This is a genomic window from Roseateles chitinivorans (genome assembly GCF_050632235.1).
GTDB classification, from domain to species: domain Bacteria; phylum Pseudomonadota; class Gammaproteobacteria; order Burkholderiales; family Burkholderiaceae_C; genus Roseateles; species Roseateles chitinivorans_A.
This window is the reverse complement of sequence record NZ_CP192584.1, coordinates 3,791,100-3,808,631: the sequence shown is the minus strand read 5'-3', so window position 1 is coordinate 3,808,631 and position 17,532 is coordinate 3,791,100. Positions and strand designations below refer to the sequence as shown.

Sequence of the window (17,532 nt, the reverse complement as noted above, 5' to 3'; positions counted from 1 at the left end):
TGGCGGTGTCCGGGACCGTCAGTTGATGTCGACGAACGCACCCTTGATGCGGTTCGCGCCGCTGGAGCGGCTCAGCACATAGGTGCCCTTGATCAGGATCTTGCCGGCGGCCGTCAGCACGATGCTGGCCTCGCCGCAGCGCAGCTCGACCTGCTTCGCGCCGTTGAGCACGACACGCTCGCCGTCCACCGTCACGCTCTGCCCGCGTCGCGTCAGTGCCGGTCCGGGCGCGGCCTCGACCGCCGGCGCGGGTTCGGCGACGTCGGACGGGTCGTGCGGCTCATCCGCGGGCGCGTACGCACGTCCGTCGATCGGCTCGTGCGCGGCCATATCCGGGCGGACGGCATGACGTGGCGCCTCGGGTTCCACGTGCCGCATCGCGCGGCCCAGGATGACCGGCCGCGACGGATCGCCCCGCTCGAGCGAGACGATGACCTCGTCGCCCTCGTCCTCGACCTTGAGGCCGACGACGGACATCGCGACCACGGGCGGCAGCCCCTTGGCCATGCGGACCAGGAAGCGGCCCTGCGCGTCGAAGCCGCAGAACATGCCGACCAGCACGCCGGCGTCGACGAGCCGCACGCGGTCCATCAGGTGCTCGGCGGCGGCGACGGCCGCGCGGGTCGGATCGCCGCGGCGGCGGTTGGGAGAAGGGGCGGCGCCCAGCGGGCCCGCGTTGTCTGCTTGCTCGGCCATCTCAGTTCTCTCCGATCTTGGCACCCTTGACGGTCACGCCGCCGCTGCCCTTGATGCCGACCGTGCCGCTGGCCTTGACCGTGATCTTGGCGGCGGAGATCGTGATCCCGCTCGAGTCCATCACGATCTTGCTGCCGCCGGCCTTGAGCGTGATCGTCGGCGCCTCGATCGTGGCGCTGGCGCCGGCCTTGGTCTTGTAGGTGCTCTTGGCGGTCTGCCCGATGGTCGCGGCGGACAGCTTGTGCGGTCCCCCCACGCCGATCGACTGCAGCGCGCCGACGTTGACGCTCTGCAAGCCCCCGATGGACACCACCTGAGCGCCGCCGACGGTGATCGCCTCCGCCGCGCCCACGGTGTGCGCGCGGCCCGCGCCGACGGTGTGGGCCTCGGCGATCGAGATCGTCGTCGTCTGCATGCCGTTGACGGTGTGGGCGCGCGTGCCGTTGACGGTGACCGTCTGGCCGGCGTTGATCGTCACCGTCTCGCCGGCGCCCACGGTCTCGGTCCGATGGGCGCCGATGGTGATGGTCTCGTTCGAGCCCACCGATTCGGTGCGGTTGGCGCCGACGGTGACCGTCTCGTTCGCGCCGATGGACTTGCTGCGGTCGGCGCCGACGCTGATCGTCTGGTTCACGCCGACGGTCTGCGTCTGGTTGTTGCCGACCGTCTCCGAGTCGTCCACGTCCACCGTGTCGGTGCGGTTGTTGTGGATGGTGGAGGTCTGGTCGTGCTCGATCGTCGTGGCCATGTCGAACTGGCCGTGGATGGTGATCATCTCCTTGCCGGCCGTGTCGTCCATGGACATCTCGTTGTAGCCGGCGCCCTTGTGGGTCTTGGACTTCATGCCGCTGATGACGGCGGCGGCCGGCAGGCCGTAGGGCGGCATCTGCTCGGCGTTGTAGACGCGGCCGGTGATGAGCGGCTGGTCGGGGTCGCCCTCGACGAAGTCGACCACGACCTCCTGCCCGATGCGCGGGATGGACACGCCGCCCCAGCCCTTGCCGGCCCAGGGTTGCGAGACGCGGATCCAGCAGGAGCTGGTCTCGTTGCGCTGGCCGCGGCGGTCCCAGTGGAACTGCACCTTGATGCGGCCGTACTTGTCGGTGAAGATCTCCTCGCCCGACGGCCCCGTCACGATCGCGGTCTGCGGCCCCGGCGCCATCGGCTTGGGCGTGCGGCGCTCGGGCCGGAACTGCTGGTCGGCGGGGATGGCGTTGAAGCGGCAGCGCAGCTCGGACTCGCCGGAAGCCGACTCCGTCGACGCCTGGCGCATCTGCGTGACCGTGCCGGTGACGAGGTACTTGGCGTTCTGGTCGTCGCGCGGGTGGCGGCTCAGCGACAGCAGGTGGCCGGTGCGCACGCCCTGGGCGTTGGTGTCGCCGTCGAAGCGGGCGAAGGCGGTCTGGATCTCGTCGAGGCGGTCCTCGACGTACTGCGCGCCGTCGCTGCCCTGCACGTAGCCGCCGGGGTAGTCGAAGACCTCGCCGTCGGACAGGTCGTAGTCGCGGGTGCGGTCCAGGGTCGTTTCCAGCGAGGTCGAGGGCCGCTCGAAGTCGTAGTCGGTGATGACGACCTTGCCGGGCTTGAGGCTCTCCTGCGTGACCCAGTTGTCGACGTACTCGAGCTCGGGGGGCGCGTTGTTCGTGCCGCCGTAGAACGGCAGGGTCTCGCAGTCCGGCGCGCAGTCGTGGGCCGAGGCGGCGTCGGTCAGCACCAGCGTGTGGCCGGACTCGTCATGGGTGAAGTACCAGTAGATGCCCTCGTTCTCGAGCAGCCGGGCGACGAAGTTGAAGTCGGTCTCGCGGTACTGGACGCAGTAGGTCCAGGGCCGGTAGGCGCGCATCAGCTTGAACTCGTGCCGGGCGACCGGATGGTCGTCGAAGACCGCCTTGACGATGTCGGGGACGGTCATCTCCTGGAAGATGCGGCAGTCCGCGGTGCGCGTGAGCAGCCACAGCCAGGGGCGCATCGTCATCTGGTAGACGGTGTGCTTGCCCTCGAAGCCGGTCTGCGCGAAGCGCGTGACGTAGCCGGCGAGGTGGCGCGGGGCGTCGTCGCGCAGCGCCATCGTCAGCGTCGCGGACTTGCCGAGCAGCTCCGAGGCGCGGATGTCCTTGCGCTCGCTGAGCAGGGTCAGCGTGGTCTCGCCGAGGTCGCTCAACGCCTCGCGCGACGCGCAGGCGTGGACGCGGAGGACATCGTCGTCGAGGGCGGTCTTGAGACGGAATGGAGCTGCCATGGGCGGACCGTGAAGGCGGACCTGAGCAATCGGTCCGTCACGGTAGGCCTGTGCGCTAAGCGCCGGAAGCGACCAAAGTCACCCGCCGTGGCGGAGAGGCGGGTGGTCCGCGTTGTTGCAAATCCTCACCATGGCGCTGCGATGGCTCCGGTTTGCGCCTGGCGGCCCCTCCCGCCTCTCCGCCACGGCCGTCGCACGTGGGACGAGACCCGGAAGGGGCGTGTTGGCCGGACTCGGCGTGTCACCCGAGTGGGTGACGCGGGCACGCGGGCGCATGCCCGCGACCGTCACATCGGCAAGGGCAGCGAGACGGTGATCGTCAGCACGGCGCCATCGTCGGCGTAGTCGGCGGTGACCTCGCGGCCTTCGACCTCCCACTGCTCCCATTCGAAGACGCCCTCGTCCTCCTCGCCGTCGACCGCTTCGCCGTAGGCGGCGGTGGCGGCCTCGCGGGTGGCGACCGGCGTGGTGGCGAGCGGGCCGTTCCCCTTGTAGGGATCGACTTCCTCGCTGCCTTCGGGGTAGTAGAAGATCGAGCTCAGCACGTGGGTGCCGGGGCCCAGCGGCTCACCGTAGTCGACCGCATGGGTCTCGCGCGGGGAGAAGGACAGCACGACGCCGGCCTCCTTCAGGTGCACGAAACCGGCGCGGATCTCCTTCTTGCGCTTCTGGGAGAGCTCGGTCGGCACGGGCGTGCCGGCGGGCGTGGTGTGCGCGAGCACGGCGGCGATGAGCGGAGCGTCGACTTCGGTCAGGCCGAGGAGGCTCGGGAGCTCGGGGAGCGTCGGGATGGAGGTGGTGGTCATGAGGCTGAACGATAACCCGTAATCGGGGCATCGGGCCGGTTCACCAGGCTGGACCGGCGATGAGGATGGAACTCAGGCAGTTCCAGTCCCGCTCGGCGAAGCCGAAGGCCAGCTTGCCCCACGGCTCCCGACGGGACCACGAGGTCTCCTCGTCGAGCGAACCGCCCCGCGGATGCCCGGTGATCTCCATGCCTTCATGACGGCGGAGCACGTCGGTCCGCTGCACGCAGGGTCCGGCGATCCGCAACACCAGTCCCCAATGCGCCTCGGGGTCCCGTTTGCGCAGGCGCAAGAAGGCCTCCTGGACAATCACGCCGTCGGCGAGCCGCACCGGGCCGCCGAAGAAGGCGTCCGTCCACTCGTTGGCGATGTCGCGCTGTGCCATCGGGGACTGCAACACAGTGGCCAGCCTGGGCGCATCGATCGGCGCCTGGGCGACCAGCAGCGGGAGCAAGGCCCAGAGGTCCAGGGGAAGGTCAGTCACGGTCGATCGGCCGGGCGGCGGCGAGGAAGTCGGTGAATGAATCGGCGACGAAACCGAGGTGGTCGTGGGACATCGGATGCGGGATGTGGAAGGTCGACAGGAAGTAGACCTTGCCGCGTCGCTCGCCTTCCAGGCCGAGCATGAACTGCGAGTTGCCCGGATCACCGCCGATCGGCAGCAGCCCGGGCGGATGGAGGTGCTCGTTCCAGAGCAGGTTGTCGTCGAGGTTGCAGCCGCTTCGGTAGGGCGAGTCGGTCCCCTTCTCTTCGAAAAGGCTGTAGGTGCTGTTGAGTTCGGCCTCGTCGCCGTAGGAACTCGCGGGCCGGCCGCCCCAGTCGACCGGCATGGCGATGGCGGCCCAGCCGCCGAACTGGTTCCGCATCATCGGCGGCGAGCCGCGGTGGTCGAGCAGGAAGGCGGCGTAGTCGGGCGGGAGCTCGAGCTGATTGCGCGCTTCGAAGGCGCGGATGTCCTCGAGGGTGATCTCGGGATACTGGTCCTTCCAGGGGAACTCTATCCGCCATTGGAAGGAGGCCCAGCGGGCGGCGTGGGCCTCCGCCCTCGCCCGCTCGGCGAGTTCGTCGGCCATCTGGCGGGCGAGCGCCTTGGCGTTCCAGGCGAGCTCGCGCGCGGGCGCCTCGGCCCGGCGGCGTTCCAGGGTGGCTTGGAGATCGGCCTTGGCCTGATCGAGTTCCTCGCGCGTGGCCGGCGGGTACGGGCCAGGGCCCTGGGACTGGCGCAGGGCGATGACGAATTCGGCCCAGTCGTCGTCGGTCAGCGGGGTGTCGTCGGGAACGTCGCTCATCATTTCCTGGCATTGCGAGCCAGCTCCGCAATGCTGAAAAGGCGGGTCCAGGATTGGCCGTCATGCAGCGCCGCGCCTGCATGGCCGGCCATCAGCATGACGCCATCGGCGACGGAAAGGTTGCCCGCGCAATTCGTGATCTCTATCGGCGCTTCGCTGCGACGCACGACGCCATCCTGGATCTCCCAGAGGCCGTAATCGCTGGTGGCATACACCCGATCCTGGAACCAGACCATGTCGCGGAAAGGCAGGCTCAGGTCGCCTCGATGGATCATCGTCCAGTCATCGCCACGGCCCCGATAGACCGTGCCGGACTGGGCGCCGATGTAGACGAGGCCGTCGCCGCCGCAGCACACCGATTCGATCCACATCGTTGACGGGAACGCCACCTGGTGCCAGGCCTTGCCGTCGTAACGCCAGACATCGCCCTGCCCGCCTGCTGCATAGATGTCGGCCTCGGAGAAGCCGTCGAAGTCCTGGAAGCCGGTTTCGCCGTCCCCTTCTGGAGGTAGGGGACCGATCTCTTCCCATTGACCCCGCCCCAGCCGTCGGAACAGGCTCCGTGCACCACCGCAGCCATAAAGCCAGCCATCCAGTTGTTTGAGGTTTCGGACTGCGCCTCGCTTAGGCCCCTGACCCATACCTCCGGGAATCTTTTCTTCCGTCCCGGAAAAGCCGCTGCCCTTTACATAGACCTGACCGGCCCGATCTACACAAACGTTCTGAAAGATCGGATTGAGGGTGGCGCCTGCCATCAGCCCGGCAAATCCTTCCAGATGGTCAGCGCCCCAGCGATCCTCGTCGCGGAAGTAGCAGATGTAGCGTGTCTTGAGCGCTTCCTCGAATGGGCGTGGCTTGGCGTCGTCCCAATCTTGGAGAACGATGAACACAAGGATGTTGCGGTCGCGCAGAACAGCATCGCGAATACCGAATCCTTCGAAGTAGGCCTTGTAGTCTTCAACTCGAAGCAACTGTCTCTCCCCGCAGTTGACGATGTTCCTCACTGCTCGCGGAAAATCGGCGCCGATGGGCGGAAATGTGAACATTGCGATCCACGCTCACAATATGTGGCTGATCGCTCATCACTTCCTGGCGTTGCGAGCCAGCTCCGCAATGCTGAAGAGGCGGGTCCAGGATTGGCCGTCATGCAGCGCCGCGCCTGAATGGCCAGCCATCAGCATGACGCCATCGGCGACGGAAAGGTTGCCCGCGCAGTTCGTGATCTCGATCGGCGCTTCGCTGCGGCGCACGACGCCATCCTGGATCTCCCAGAGGCCGTAATCGCTGGTGGCATACACGCGGTCCTGGAACCAGACCATGTCGCGGAAAGGCAGGCTCAGGTCGCCTCGATGGATCATCGTCCAGTCATCGCCACGGCCCCGATAGACCGTGCCGGACTGGGCACCGATGTAGACGAGGCCGTCGCCGCCACAGCACACCGACTCCAGCCACATCTTCGATGGGAACCTCACCCGGAGCCACGCACTGCCGTCGTAGCGCCAGACATCGCCCTGCCCACCAGCGGCGTAGAGGTCGGTTTCGGAGAAGCCGTCGAAGTCCTGGAAGCCCGTTTCACCGCGTCCTTCGGGTGGCAGCGGGCCGACCTCACGCCATTGCTCCGGGCCCACGCGGTGAAAGAGACTTCGTCCATCGCCACCACCGTAGAGCCGGCCAAACAACGGTTTGAGCCTGTTGACGCTCCCACGACAAGGTCCGACACCGCCGCCTCCAGGCACGTTCGACTCGTCCCTGGACCCCTCGAGCTTTTTCGCCAAGACCTGCCCCATGCCATCAACGGCGAAGCAGACAACATCGCCTTCCCTGGGGCCCGAGCATTTCAAGCGGGAGTAGCCGGTCATGGTGGTCGACAGCCACCGCTTCTCCGCGTTCAGTTGCAGCTTCGTGAGCCGGGTTTCCAACTCGTCGTGGAACGGCCGCGGTCGATCGTCGTCCCAGTCCTGGACGCTGACGAAATAGAACAACTCGCGGTCGATGACCGCGCAGTCCCGGATACCGAAGCCTCGGAAGCGCTTCGAGTAGTCCTCGACGGACAGGAGGTCCAGGCAAGTCACATCCACAGGTGCCCCCGGAGAAACGCAAGTTGATTCATGTTCATCATGCTCAATGAATGCGTCGACTCAGCGGAAATCGAATGCACTGAACAGTCGCGTCCACTTCTCGCCATCGTAGAGACAGGCTCCATAGGGGCCGGCGGTCAGCAGATGGTTGCCGTCGGGACTGATGTCGATACGCCCCGTCACCATCGAGCTGGGCACGCCCTCTTCGATCGCCCCCAACGGCACGAGTTCCTTGTCGCCGCCGATGACGTACAGACCTTCCTGAGCACCAAAGAGCATGCGGCCCTTGAACCAGAAGGCGTCGACGGGCTGAGAGCCCCAGCTGAGTTCGCTCGTCGCGATCTGCGTCCACGTCCCTTCGCGACCTGCCCACACGTTGCCGTGCAAATCTGTGACGTACACCTTGCCATCGCCAGCGCAGCACACGGTCTCCAGCTGCGCTTTGGTGGGTAGCGGACACTGATGCCAGGTCTTGCCATCAAAGCGCCACAGATCGCCTTCGCCACCGGCAGCGTAGAAGTCAGTGTCGCTGAAAGCGCTCAGGTCCCTGAAGCCGAGCATCCGACTCCACGATCCACTCAACTTTGGCTCCAAATAGTCCGCAGGCATCGGTACGCCGCGACCTTCGGTGTTCAGATCTACCCATCGGTCAATGCCTTCCCGACGGTAGAGGCGTCGGTCGCTGCCGACTGCATAGACCTTGCCCGCGGCTCGAACGACGCGCTTGATCACTACGCTGTCGCCGACATCCGTCTTGAGACTGATGAGGTCCTCGATGGGCGTTTCTTCGCCACGTCGCTTGGAGTCGGATGAGTAGACCTTGCTCACGGAGTCGACAGCAACATACTCCTCCGGGTCAAATCCCCGCGCGATGGTCGCGAAGGTGAGCTCTCCCGTGTCGTAGTAGCCGATCCGGGGCGCCTTGGGGCCATCCAGACCGAGCACAAGAAATCGCGTTCTTGGATAGACGTCTCTCGAATCCTTCTCCTCGACCAGGACAAAGCAGAATCTGTCGATCGTATTGAAGGCACAGTCGTGGATCGTGTAGCCCTCGACGTTGGCCTTGTACGTTGATTTGGAGAAGATCTGCATATGAGCGGCACTCCGAGCCGGTCTCAACGGAAATCGAACGCGCTGAACAGCCGAGTCCAGTGCTCGCCGTCGTAGAGGCAGGCACCGTACGGGCCAGCGGTCAAAAGATGGTTGCCATCGGGGCTGATGTCGATGCGCCCTGTGACCATCGAGTTGGGGACGCCGTCTTCGACCTCACCCAGTGGCACCAGCTCCTTGTCGCCGTTGATGACGTACAGCCCCTCCTGAGCGCCGAAGAGCATGCGACCCTTGAACCAGAAGGCGTCGACGGGCTGAGAGCCCCAGCTGAGTTCGCTCGTCGCGATCTGCGTCCACGTCTCTTCGCGCCCCGCCCACACGTTGCCGTGCAGGTCGGTCACATACACCTTGCCGTCACCGGCGCAGCACACGGTCTCCAGCTGTGCTTTGGTGGACAGCGGACATTGGTACCAGGTCTTGCCGTCGAAGCGCCACAGGTCGCCTTCACCGCCGGCAGCGTAGAAGTCGGTGTCGCTGAAGGCACTCAGGTCCTTGAACCCGAGCACCCTACCCCAGTCCGTAGGAGAGGTCGTGTAGTCCGCAGGCGTCGGGGCACCGCGCCCCTCGGTATGCAGATCTACCCAGTTGTCGATGCCCTCGCGGCGATACAAGCGCCGATCGCTGCCGATCGAGTAGACCTTTTCGGCCACTCGTGCAACGCGGTTGATCACGACACTGTCGCCTACGTCAGTCTTGAGACTGATGAGGTCTTCAATTGGAGTTTCGAATTGCCTGGACCTGCCACTGGTACTGAATACATTGCTCGCGGTATCGACAACGACGTACTCGGCAGGACCCACACCGCAGGCGATCGTGGCGAACTTGAATCGCTCGGTTTGCGCGAACGGCACGCCGCCTGATGCGGAGATCGACCGGTCCGCGATGATGGTCACAATCCGAGTAGCCGGCAGAGGATCTCGACCCCCTTTTCCTCGACGAGAAGGAAGCAATAACCCTTCTCTCTATAAATGGCGCAGTCGTGGATCGCGTAGCCCTTGAAATACCTATCCCAAACATCCCTGTCAATCATCACGTCTCCACTCAATCGAAGTGGCAACTCAGCGGAAATCGAATGCACTGAACAGCCGCGTCCACCGCTCGCCGTCGTAGAGGCAGGCGCCGTAAGGACCCGCAGTCAAAAGATGGTTGCCATCGGGACTGATATCGATGCGCCCCGTCACCATCGAGCCGGGAACGCCGTCTTCGATCTCACTCAGCGGCACGAGTTCCTTGTCGCCGTCGATGACGTACAGACCTTCCTGAGCGCCGAAAAGCATGCGGCCCTTGAACCAGAAGGCGTCGACGGGCTGCGATCCCCAACCGAGTTCGCTGCTCGCGACCTGCGTCCACCTCTCTTCGCGCCCCGCCCACACATTGCCGTGCAGGTCGGTCACATACACCTTGCCGTCGCCAGCGCAGCACACGGTCTCCAGCTGCGCTTTGGTGGGTATCGGGCACTGATGCCAGGTCTTGCCGTCGAAACGCCACAGGTCGCCTTCACCGCCAGCAGCGTAGAAGTCTGTGCCGCTGAAGGCGCTCAGATCCTTGAAGCCAAGCATCCGGCTCCAGGACCCGCTTAGTTTGGGGTCCAGATAGTCCTCCGGCATCGGCGCGCCCGAGCCCTCGGCGTGGAGATCCACCCATCCATCGATTCCCTGGCGACGGTACAGGCGGCGGTTGCTCCCGACTGCATAGACTTGGCCCGCCATCCGCACCACTCGCCGAATCGTGACCGTGGTTGCGACTGGGGTGTTCAGATCGAGGACGTTCTCGATCGGAGACTCGAACTGCTTTGACTTTCCGCTCGCGCTGTACACATTGCTTGAAGTGTCGACAGCCACGTACTCCGCCGGAGTTGTGCCGCAAGTAATCGTTGAGAAGTCGAATCGCTCCGTCTGAGCGAACGGCACACTTTCCGTTGTCATGGGCCGATCAGTGACGATCGTTACGAAGCGCGTTTTCGGAAGCGTAGCTCGATCGTCTTTCTCCTCCACGAGGAGAAAGCAATAGCCCTCGCGCCGGAAGATCGCGCAGTCGTGGACGGTGAAACCGTCGAAGTACTTCTTCCAGACGTCTTTATTGATCATCGGTTCGAAATTCGATGCGTCGGTCTCAGCGGAAGTCAAACGCGCTGAACAACCGCGTCCACTGCTCGCCGTTCTAGAAGCAAGCGCCTGATGGTTCGGCCAACAAGCGCTTTCCGGACCGTCACTGGCGGCTCCAAACGGGAGCGGCGATCACAGCAAACGGTGCCACCTGCTTCCATCGTGAATCGCTGCGCCGTTGAGACCCGCCACCATCAAGATGCCGTCGGCGGTCGACAGGTTGCCGGAACATGCCGTGGCAAGCGCCGGCGCGTCCGCGTCGACCAGCTTGCCGTCCTTGCCCACGGTCCACAGACCGTACTCCGAAGTGCACCACAGCTGATCCTGGTACCAGACGATGTCCTTGAAAGGCACGGTCATGCGATCTTCATGAATGACCTGCCATTCGTCCCCACGCCCGCGCATCAGGCCGCCGGACTGCAGTCCGACGTACACATTGCCATCGCCCGCGCAGCAGAGGCTCTCCATGGTCATGTTGGCCGGCACCTGGCACTGGCGCCAGGCCTTGCCGTCAAAATGCCAGAGATCACCTTCACCGCCTGCAGCATAGATATCGTCAGCGCCAAATCCGGCGATCGCCTCAAAGCCGAATCGGCTGGCCTTCTTGGGGTTTGGGGGATCCGGCAGGTTATGACGGATCGACACCCACTCCCGAGCGTCGCTCAGGTAGCAAACATGTCGCCAACCCGCGCAGACATAGAGCTTCCCGCCAATGGTCGCGACATTCGTCGGCCCGGTACTGATGGGACCTTGCGGAGATTTAGGAATATCGGGCCACATCTCGCCCCCGCCCTCGCCATGAACGGCCACACCATCGATGCTGCCAAGCATGACCGAGGTCTTTCCGAGATTCGGCGCCACGCCGAGCATCGGGAACACGAAGCCTGTGTACTTCCTGCCGTCGAGATTGGCATTGGCGCCAAAAGTGATGGTTCCAAACGCACGATTGCCATTGTCGTGCGGACCATCATCAAACAAGACAAAACTAACGCGGTTTCTATCGACGACTGCACAATCGTAAAACCATCGATTTTTGAAAATTCGCTGACGATATGAATCAGGAATTTCATAAAAATCACTCACCGCTCACCCCCTGCCCTTTCCACACATCCCCGAGTAGGGCTCCACGATGGTTCGCCAGTTCTCACCGTCAAAGACATTGAGCCGTTCGACGCCAGCAACGGCAAGCAGACCGTCGCGGGCATCCATATGGCCGTTGAGCCAAAGCTGCCTACCCTCATGCGTGACCGGCGCCAAGCTCCTTCCATCCCAGTGCCGGAACTGGAAGTCCGACGACAGCCAAAGCTTTCCCTCGAACCACAGCGCGTCGTTCCACAAAACGCTTGAGTTTCCCTCGTAGATGCGCTTCCAGCTGGACTTCTGCCCCACCCACAAGCTGCCACCTTCGCCACTGATGTAGACCTGCCCATCTCCCGCGCAGGTCACCGTACCCAGTTGCACACTGCTGGGGAATTGCATGTGGCTCCAGCGCTCACCGTCGAAATGCCAGACGTCGCCATGGCCGCCCACGGCATACATATCACCTTCACTGAAGGCATCCATATCCTCAAAGCCGTGACTGGTCACAGCTTCAATTGCCGGAAAACCTTCATTGAACGGCAACCAGCTTCCGATAGAAGCTCGCTTGTAGATGGAACGCCCCTGCCCCACCGAATACGCGCACCCGAACAAGGTCTTGATCCGGTGGGTCATCGGGTACTTTCCGGGAGCAATGAATTCGTCGGAGAAGTCGCGTCCTCCGCCAAGCAGGACCACCTGACCATCGGCGTTTCTCGCGACCATCATTGCCTGCGCGACTGGGACCGAGCAGACGCCGAGCTTTGGCAACTTGAGGCCAGCGTAGGTCCGGTCCCCAAAAACGTTCTCATCTCGATTGATGAACAGGTTCATCAACCTGGACGGAATGTCACTGTCGGCAGTCCAGCTCACGTCCTCCGGGTCGACCTTGCGGCGCAGACACAAACTGATCACATCCCGACTGCGCACGGCACAGTCTGTGATATTCCAGCCTTGTATTCGATCGAGCCAGATTTCCTGCGAGACGTGCGTCATTCACCACCCTTCATGATTTCGCACTGACAAGCGGCGGAACGCGGAGGCACGTCGGCGTGACTCCCGGATTCCCGGTCAGGAACTTTTTCATTTCGCCTCGGCAAGCAGCATCTTGTCCATGCACCCTTTGGTGAAGATGCTGTGCCACTCACCGTTCTCGCGGAAGCAGGCGCCGCCTAGACCGGCCATCAGCATCACGCCGTCGTTCACGTAGAGATTGCCGCTGCAAACCGCGATCTCGGGTTCAAGCAGGTGATTCTGAAACTCCACCTTCCCATCCTTGATCGCCCAGAGCCCGTTCTCGCTGACGGCCCAGGCCCGATCTTCGAACCACACCATGTCCCGCCATCCGAGGTAGATGCCCCCCTCCTGAATCTGGGTCCACGTGTCGTCTCGCCCCATGAAAGTGCGGCCTTCATAGCCGGAGATGTAGACCATGCCATCACCGCCGCAGCACACGGTGTTCAACCAGGCGTTCGTGGACAAGTGAATCTGGCGCCAGGTCTTGCCGTTGAAGTGCCAGACGTCGCCCTTGCCCCCGGCGGCGTAGACGTCATCCTCGGCAAACATGTCGAAGTCGGCGAAGCCGTCGCGCAGGTACAGCGGGTCGTCCTCCGGAACCTCGGGGATGGCATCGGTGTAGCTCTCATACCTGTCGACGCCCAGACGCTTCCCGAAGCTCCGGTAAGCCCCGCAGAGGTACGCGTGCCCCTCGAAGGTCTTGATCCTGTCGACCAGACCGAATGGCGGGAGGTTCGGGTTGTCACGATTCAGCGGCACTTCAAAGCCTGCCTCGCCGGATCCGACGACGTAGACCTGCTGCCCATGCTGCTCGAAGAGCAGCAGCTGACTCTTGGGCGCCGACATGGCACCGAGTCTCAACGGCCCCCACTCCTCGAATTCTCTCGCTCCATAGCGCGCGCCCTCGGGCTTGTCGCGAAAGAACGTGATGAGTCGTTTGGGTCTGAGCGATCGGTCCCAGCCATTTCGCTGCTCTTCATCGACCTCCTCGTCCGTGAAGATCGCATCGAGCGCGAATGCGAAGATGTTCCTGTCTCGCACGGCGCAGTCCACGATGCAAAAGCCGTCGAAACTCCCGCTGTATTCGTCGCCTGTGATCCATGTCATTGATCCACCATCTCGATCACAAGGGCCTTGATGCGCTGACGAAGGGCAGGAGCGCCCTCTTCAACAGCAAGAGTCAAGAACCGGTCGCCCAGGAAGTGGAGGAGAACTCCGTCCACAACGAAGGAAGATCGAGCAATTCGTCTTCATGCGGATCCCGAATCTGTGTCCCCTCGATCGCGACAGGTTGTAGTTGGACACGTTCAGCCGGCGGCGCATCGGGCGTAATGTCGATTACCACCGCAGCCTGTACGCAGACGCCTTGGCGCCACCGTAGAAGCAGCGGCAGGTCCGGCGGTACGAAGCCATTCAGGAACTCGGCGTGATCTTCCAGATCCAGCCACATGGGTAGCACGTGACGGGGCATGCCTACAGCCAACTCATCGAACGCGGGTCGCAAGCGTTGGCACTTGCCGCACCACGACTCCGCGCCGAGGACCACAAGCAACTCCGAGCCTGACTCACGGAGGCGATGGGCCAGTTGCTCGGCATCGAGCCACGGATCCAATCCTTGGTTCGCGCTCACTGCGAGATCCCCATGCGGGTCAACTGCGCCGCTTGCACGGCGGGACTGGCGCGCAGATTCAGCGCATAGGCCGGGAGTAGCTGTTCCAGTGCGTGCGCGGCCACGAAGCGAAGTGCCTGAGGTTGGTTGGATGCGGGATCCAGCAGTGCGCGCAGCGTCTGGGGCAGCACGGGCTGGCCCATCAACAAGCGCTGATCAGCAGAGAACGCGATGCGACTGGCCGGGTGCGCCGCCACGGCAGCGGCGTCGGGCAGCGGCAAGCCATGATCCGCGTCCTGTTGGGCGGCGCTGAGCGGTGCATCCAGGTCGAGCGGCGCATCGGGCAACGTGAGGCCGGCCGCCTCCGGCTCCACGCCGGAAAGGCAGCGCCAGACCCAGAGGGCCCATCGGGCGGAATCGGGCTGATGCAAGGCCCGGAGCACGAAGCCCAGATGCCGAGGATCTCCATGATGCAGGATGAAGCTCAGGGCCAGCCGCGGCGGCAGCTGCGTCAACAGTTGCTGCACGCCCGGATGCCCCAGCGGTGCGAGCCAGGCCAGATGTCGCAACCAGCGAGCAAGGCGTCGCTGCGCGTGCATGCGATTCCAGCCCGTGGCCGCACCCAGCAACTGCAGCTGTTCGGCGACGCTGCGCCAGAGCAGGCTGGCTGCCTGGGCGGAGTCCTCGGAGCTGCGCTCGTTCGAAGGCACCAGGCGCGCCCAGGCGAGCACGCTCTCGGCGCGCACGGCAAGGTCGGCGTCCGCTCGCAGCGTGAGCAGGACGCTCGACGCTTCGGCAGGTGCGGCGCGGCAGGCCGCCGCGCGTACGAAGGCGCTCTCATGCCGGACCTGCTGGGACCAGTCAGGAACCGGCAGCCCACGCAACGCATAAGTGCGCAAAGCGGCCACCCGGCTGACGGCTTCGGCCTGCAACGCCTGGGCCAGCCAGGGTGCTGCGTGTGCCGGCTCAGCCCAGGCCAGCGCGGAGATCGCGCCTCGAAGCAGCGAGTCCGGCGACGGCGTGACGACAGCAAAGACCGCCTGCACGGCCTGCGTTTGTTCAGGACCTGGCGGCAGGGTCAGCGCGGCATGCAACGCGGCGAAGACCTCGCCGGGCTTTCGCCACCGTTGCAGGGATTGCAGAGCGACGTCCCGACCATCGGCGTCAGCGAGCCCCAGCCCTTCCAAATGCAAGGCCAGCGTCTCGGCGAAATGCCGGGCGCGCCGTGCGGGCACCTCGGTGGCGCCGGCACTGCTGGAGAGCAGTTGCCAGTAGAACGCGGCGTCTTCCGCATGGCGGCGCACCAGCGGCAGCACGACGGGCCGCGCTCGGGCCAACTGGACATGAACTCCCGGGGGCGCTTGGACCGACATTCAACGGCTCCGGACGGCGACGGCGATCACAGCACGCGATGCCATTCGCTACCGTCGTGAATGGCTGCCCCGTTTAGGCCGGCCACCATCAGGATGCCATCGGCGGTGGACAGGTTGCCGGAGCAAGCAGAGGCCAATGCCGGCACGTCGGCATCGACCAGTTTGCCGTCCTTGCCCACGGTCCACAGTCCGTACTCCGACGTGCACCACAGCTGGTCCTGGTACCAGACGATGTCCTTGAAGGGCACGGTCATGTTGTCCTCATGGATGACTTCCCATTCGTCCTCGCGGCCGCGCAGGAGGCCGCCGGACTGCAGGCCCACGTAGACATGGCCGTCGCCCGCACAACACAGGCTTTCCATCGCCATGTTGGTGGGCACCTGACATTGGCGCCAAGTCTTGCCGTCAAAGCGCCAGAGATCGCCCTCGCCGCCGGCCGCATAGATGTCGTTGGCATTGAAGCCGGCGATCGCCGCAAAACCGTAGTCGGTCACCTTCTTGGCGGGAGGGTCCGTCAGGTTATGGCGAATCGACACCCATTCCTTGGCATCGTTCAAATAGCAGACGTGACGCCAACCTGCACAAACGTAAAGTTTCCCATCAATGGTCGCAACGTTACTGGGGCTCGTTCTAACGGGACCTACTGGAGACTTCGGAATGTTCGGCCACTTTTCATCGCCGGCATCACCGTTGACCGCAACCCCGCTGATTCGACCAAGCATCACCGAAGTCTTTCCCAGATTCGGCGCCACGCCGAGCATCGGGAACACGAAGCCCGTGTACTTCCTGCCGTCGAGATTGGCATTGGCGCCAAAAGTGATGGTTCCAAACGCGCGATTGCCATTGTCTTCCGCACCATTATCAAACAGGACAAAACTGACAGTATCCCGATCAACCACGGCGCAGTCATAGAACCATCGGTTCTTGAATATCCTCTGTAGATAGGATTCAGGAATCTCGTAGTGATTAATCAAAATTTATCTCCAGTGCTGTCATTGGTCGGATTCTTCGCAATACCAGATTCCTTCTTGGGCTTGCAGTTTATTTTCTTGTAATAGTTTTCAAGCTGCGCCCTGAGGCATTCTTCACTACATCTTGCTTCAGGGAAGGTCTTGCGCACCGACTCGACCCCTGCGCTGATGGCATCACTTTTCGACATCGTTCCCCCAAACGGGACTGAATCGTATTTTTCATTCAGAACGTTGAGCAGCGAGCGATGGGCCTTCCCATGCGATCCCAAGGAGTTGGTGGCGCCCTCGACACACATCGTCGGTGCCCTGGCGTGCTCCTTTGGGCCGTAGTTGGAGCAATGGTCGAACATCGCCTCCGGCAACAGGTGATGGCCGGTCTGCCCCGGACAGCACCCCTTGCCCGCCATCGCGGGCCCGCTACCGGTCTGGTTGTAGGGGACGAGCTGACAGCGCCGTGCGGTGATGCAGTCGTTGGTCCGGGCGACGGCTTCCATCATGTCAGAAGCGATCGCATCCTTCTTGAGCAGGCCGGTCTTCGGATCACGATAGTGATCAAGCGCCTTGTTCACGTCTCCGACTTGCTTCTTGGCCGATTCCAGCGCGCGCTGCGCGTTCTCGACCTCCTTCTTCATCTGCGGGAACTCCTCGACGGCCCGCCTCACGTCGTTGATCGCGTCGGCCGTCATGGCCACGTTGACGGCGACGCCGACCACGGGCCCGCCAAGGAACGAGAACACGCGGATGAAACCCTGTTTAAGCGCCAACTTGGCGAGCTTCTTCTTGACCGCGTCTTCCAGCGCTTGCACCACCTTCTGCTCGACAGCTTCCAGGGCTTTCATGCCGAGGCTCTCCGCCATCTGCTTGGGCAGATTCTCTAGGTCCTTGACCAACTCGTCCGCGCTGCCGGGCTTGGCCATCAGGAAGTCGCAATGACTGCCGATCCAACCTGCATTCGGCTTGCCGCTGCCGGCATTGGGCCTGCGCTGGAGTTTGCCGAGCAGCCCCTTGCGCTTGGTGTGCCGCTTGGTCTTCTCCTCCTCCGACTCCGGCTTGCACTTGTCCTCGATGTGCTCCCGCTCCCCCTTGTTCCCCTTGGTGCCCTCGCACTTCTTCTTCGACTTCGAGTCGAGATAGGGGAAGTTGGGCGTGTTGCCCACCGATG

17 protein-coding genes are annotated in these 17,532 nt (G+C 63.6%); all 17 read right to left on the bottom strand.

The window, feature by feature from the left end; translation table 11 throughout:
• Window positions 1–18: 18 nt before the first annotated feature.
• The 17 genes from ACQ859_RS17485 to ACQ859_RS17405 all read right to left on the bottom strand — a co-directional run bounded on the left by ACQ859_RS17485 (window position 19) and on the right by ACQ859_RS17405 (window position 17,527).
• On the bottom strand, window positions 19–696 hold the full coding sequence (locus tag ACQ859_RS17485) for a DUF6484 domain-containing protein (RefSeq protein ID WP_431261983.1): 678 nt from the start codon (window positions 694–696) through the stop codon (window positions 19–21).
• Between the two features lies 1 nt (window position 697).
• Window positions 698–2,935: a type VI secretion system Vgr family protein gene (locus tag ACQ859_RS17480; protein WP_431261982.1), complete on the bottom strand. Its 2,238-nt coding sequence runs from the start codon at window positions 2,933–2,935 to the stop codon at window positions 698–700.
• 287 nt (window positions 2,936–3,222) lie between these two features.
• A complete protein-coding gene (locus ACQ859_RS17475) occupies window positions 3,223–3,741 on the bottom strand; it encodes a hypothetical protein (protein ID WP_431261981.1) in 519 nt (172 codons plus the stop codon).
• Window positions 3,742–3,781: 40 nt separating this feature from the next.
• Window positions 3,782–4,195 (bottom strand): hypothetical protein, encoded by a 414-nt coding sequence (locus tag ACQ859_RS17470; protein WP_431261980.1) that lies wholly within the window; start codon window positions 4,193–4,195, stop codon window positions 3,782–3,784.
• Window positions 4,196–4,217: 22 nt separating this feature from the next.
• The gene (locus ACQ859_RS17465; protein ID WP_431261979.1) at window positions 4,218–5,030 is read right to left on the bottom strand and encodes an SMI1/KNR4 family protein; all 813 of its coding nucleotides are present in this window, start codon (window positions 5,028–5,030) and stop codon (window positions 4,218–4,220) included.
• Window positions 5,030–6,076, bottom strand: a complete 1,047-nt coding sequence (locus ACQ859_RS17460) for a WD40/YVTN/BNR-like repeat-containing protein (protein ID WP_431261978.1) — start codon at window positions 6,074–6,076, stop codon at window positions 5,030–5,032. Before ACQ859_RS17460 ends, ACQ859_RS17465 begins: the two co-directional genes overlap by 1 nt.
• A 36-nt stretch (window positions 6,077–6,112) precedes the next feature.
• Complete coding sequence (locus ACQ859_RS17455) at window positions 6,113–7,108, bottom strand: WD40/YVTN/BNR-like repeat-containing protein (RefSeq protein ID WP_431261977.1); 996 nt, start codon at window positions 7,106–7,108, stop codon at window positions 6,113–6,115.
• Window positions 7,109–7,168: 60 nt separating this feature from the next.
• Window positions 7,169–8,200: a hypothetical protein gene (locus tag ACQ859_RS17450; protein WP_431261976.1), complete on the bottom strand. Its 1,032-nt coding sequence runs from the start codon at window positions 8,198–8,200 to the stop codon at window positions 7,169–7,171.
• Window positions 8,201–8,223: 23 nt separating this feature from the next.
• The gene (locus ACQ859_RS17445; protein ID WP_431261975.1) at window positions 8,224–9,111 is read right to left on the bottom strand and encodes a hypothetical protein; all 888 of its coding nucleotides are present in this window, start codon (window positions 9,109–9,111) and stop codon (window positions 8,224–8,226) included.
• A gap of 165 nt (window positions 9,112–9,276) precedes the next feature.
• The gene (locus ACQ859_RS17440; protein ID WP_431261974.1) at window positions 9,277–10,305 is read right to left on the bottom strand and encodes a hypothetical protein; all 1,029 of its coding nucleotides are present in this window, start codon (window positions 10,303–10,305) and stop codon (window positions 9,277–9,279) included.
• A 150-nt stretch (window positions 10,306–10,455) separates the two neighbouring features.
• Window positions 10,456–11,406 (bottom strand): hypothetical protein, encoded by a 951-nt coding sequence (locus ACQ859_RS17435; RefSeq protein ID WP_431261973.1) that lies wholly within the window; start codon window positions 11,404–11,406, stop codon window positions 10,456–10,458.
• A gap of 3 nt (window positions 11,407–11,409) precedes the next feature.
• A complete protein-coding gene (locus ACQ859_RS17430; RefSeq protein ID WP_431261972.1) occupies window positions 11,410–12,396 on the bottom strand; it encodes a hypothetical protein in 987 nt (328 codons plus the stop codon).
• A gap of 87 nt (window positions 12,397–12,483) precedes the next feature.
• The gene (locus ACQ859_RS17425; protein ID WP_431261971.1) at window positions 12,484–13,524 is read right to left on the bottom strand and encodes a WD40/YVTN/BNR-like repeat-containing protein; all 1,041 of its coding nucleotides are present in this window, start codon (window positions 13,522–13,524) and stop codon (window positions 12,484–12,486) included.
• A 73-nt stretch (window positions 13,525–13,597) separates the two neighbouring features.
• Window positions 13,598–14,047, bottom strand: a complete 450-nt coding sequence (locus ACQ859_RS17420; protein ID WP_431261970.1) for a thioredoxin — start codon at window positions 14,045–14,047, stop codon at window positions 13,598–13,600.
• A complete protein-coding gene (locus tag ACQ859_RS17415; RefSeq protein ID WP_431261969.1) occupies window positions 14,044–15,342 on the bottom strand; it encodes a HEAT repeat domain-containing protein in 1,299 nt (432 codons plus the stop codon). Before ACQ859_RS17415 ends, ACQ859_RS17420 begins: the two co-directional genes overlap by 4 nt.
• Window positions 15,343–15,425: 83 nt before the next feature.
• Window positions 15,426–16,373 (bottom strand): hypothetical protein, encoded by a 948-nt coding sequence (locus tag ACQ859_RS17410; RefSeq protein ID WP_431261968.1) that lies wholly within the window; start codon window positions 16,371–16,373, stop codon window positions 15,426–15,428.
• Entirely contained in the window at window positions 16,370–17,527 is a 1,158-nt protein-coding gene (locus tag ACQ859_RS17405; RefSeq protein WP_431261967.1) for an HNH/endonuclease VII fold toxin-2 domain-containing protein, read from the bottom strand. The genes ACQ859_RS17410 and ACQ859_RS17405 overlap by 4 nt, the downstream gene beginning before the upstream one ends.
• Between the last annotated feature and the right edge of the window lie 5 nt (window positions 17,528–17,532).

Coding starts and splice junctions, on each gene's coding strand:
- ACQ859_RS17460 (WP_431261978.1), bottom strand. CDS start 6,076: ATGTTCACATTTCCGCCCATCGGCGCCGATTTTCCGCGAGCAGTGAGG.
- ACQ859_RS17480 (WP_431261982.1), bottom strand. CDS start 2,935: ATGGCAGCTCCATTCCGTCTCAAGACCGCCCTCGACGACGATGTCCTC.
- ACQ859_RS17430 (WP_431261972.1), bottom strand. CDS start 12,396: ATGACGCACGTCTCGCAGGAAATCTGGCTCGATCGAATACAAGGCTGG.
- ACQ859_RS17485 (WP_431261983.1), bottom strand. CDS start 696: ATGGCCGAGCAAGCAGACAACGCGGGCCCGCTGGGCGCCGCCCCTTCT.
- ACQ859_RS17450 (WP_431261976.1), bottom strand. CDS start 8,200: ATGCAGATCTTCTCCAAATCAACGTACAAGGCCAACGTCGAGGGCTAC.
- ACQ859_RS17465 (WP_431261979.1), bottom strand. CDS start 5,030: ATGAGCGACGTTCCCGACGACACCCCGCTGACCGACGACGACTGGGCC.
- ACQ859_RS17440 (WP_431261974.1), bottom strand. CDS start 10,305: ATGATCAATAAAGACGTCTGGAAGAAGTACTTCGACGGTTTCACCGTC.
- ACQ859_RS17425 (WP_431261971.1), bottom strand. CDS start 13,524: ATGACATGGATCACAGGCGACGAATACAGCGGGAGTTTCGACGGCTTT.
- ACQ859_RS17475 (WP_431261981.1), bottom strand. CDS start 3,741: ATGACCACCACCTCCATCCCGACGCTCCCCGAGCTCCCGAGCCTCCTC.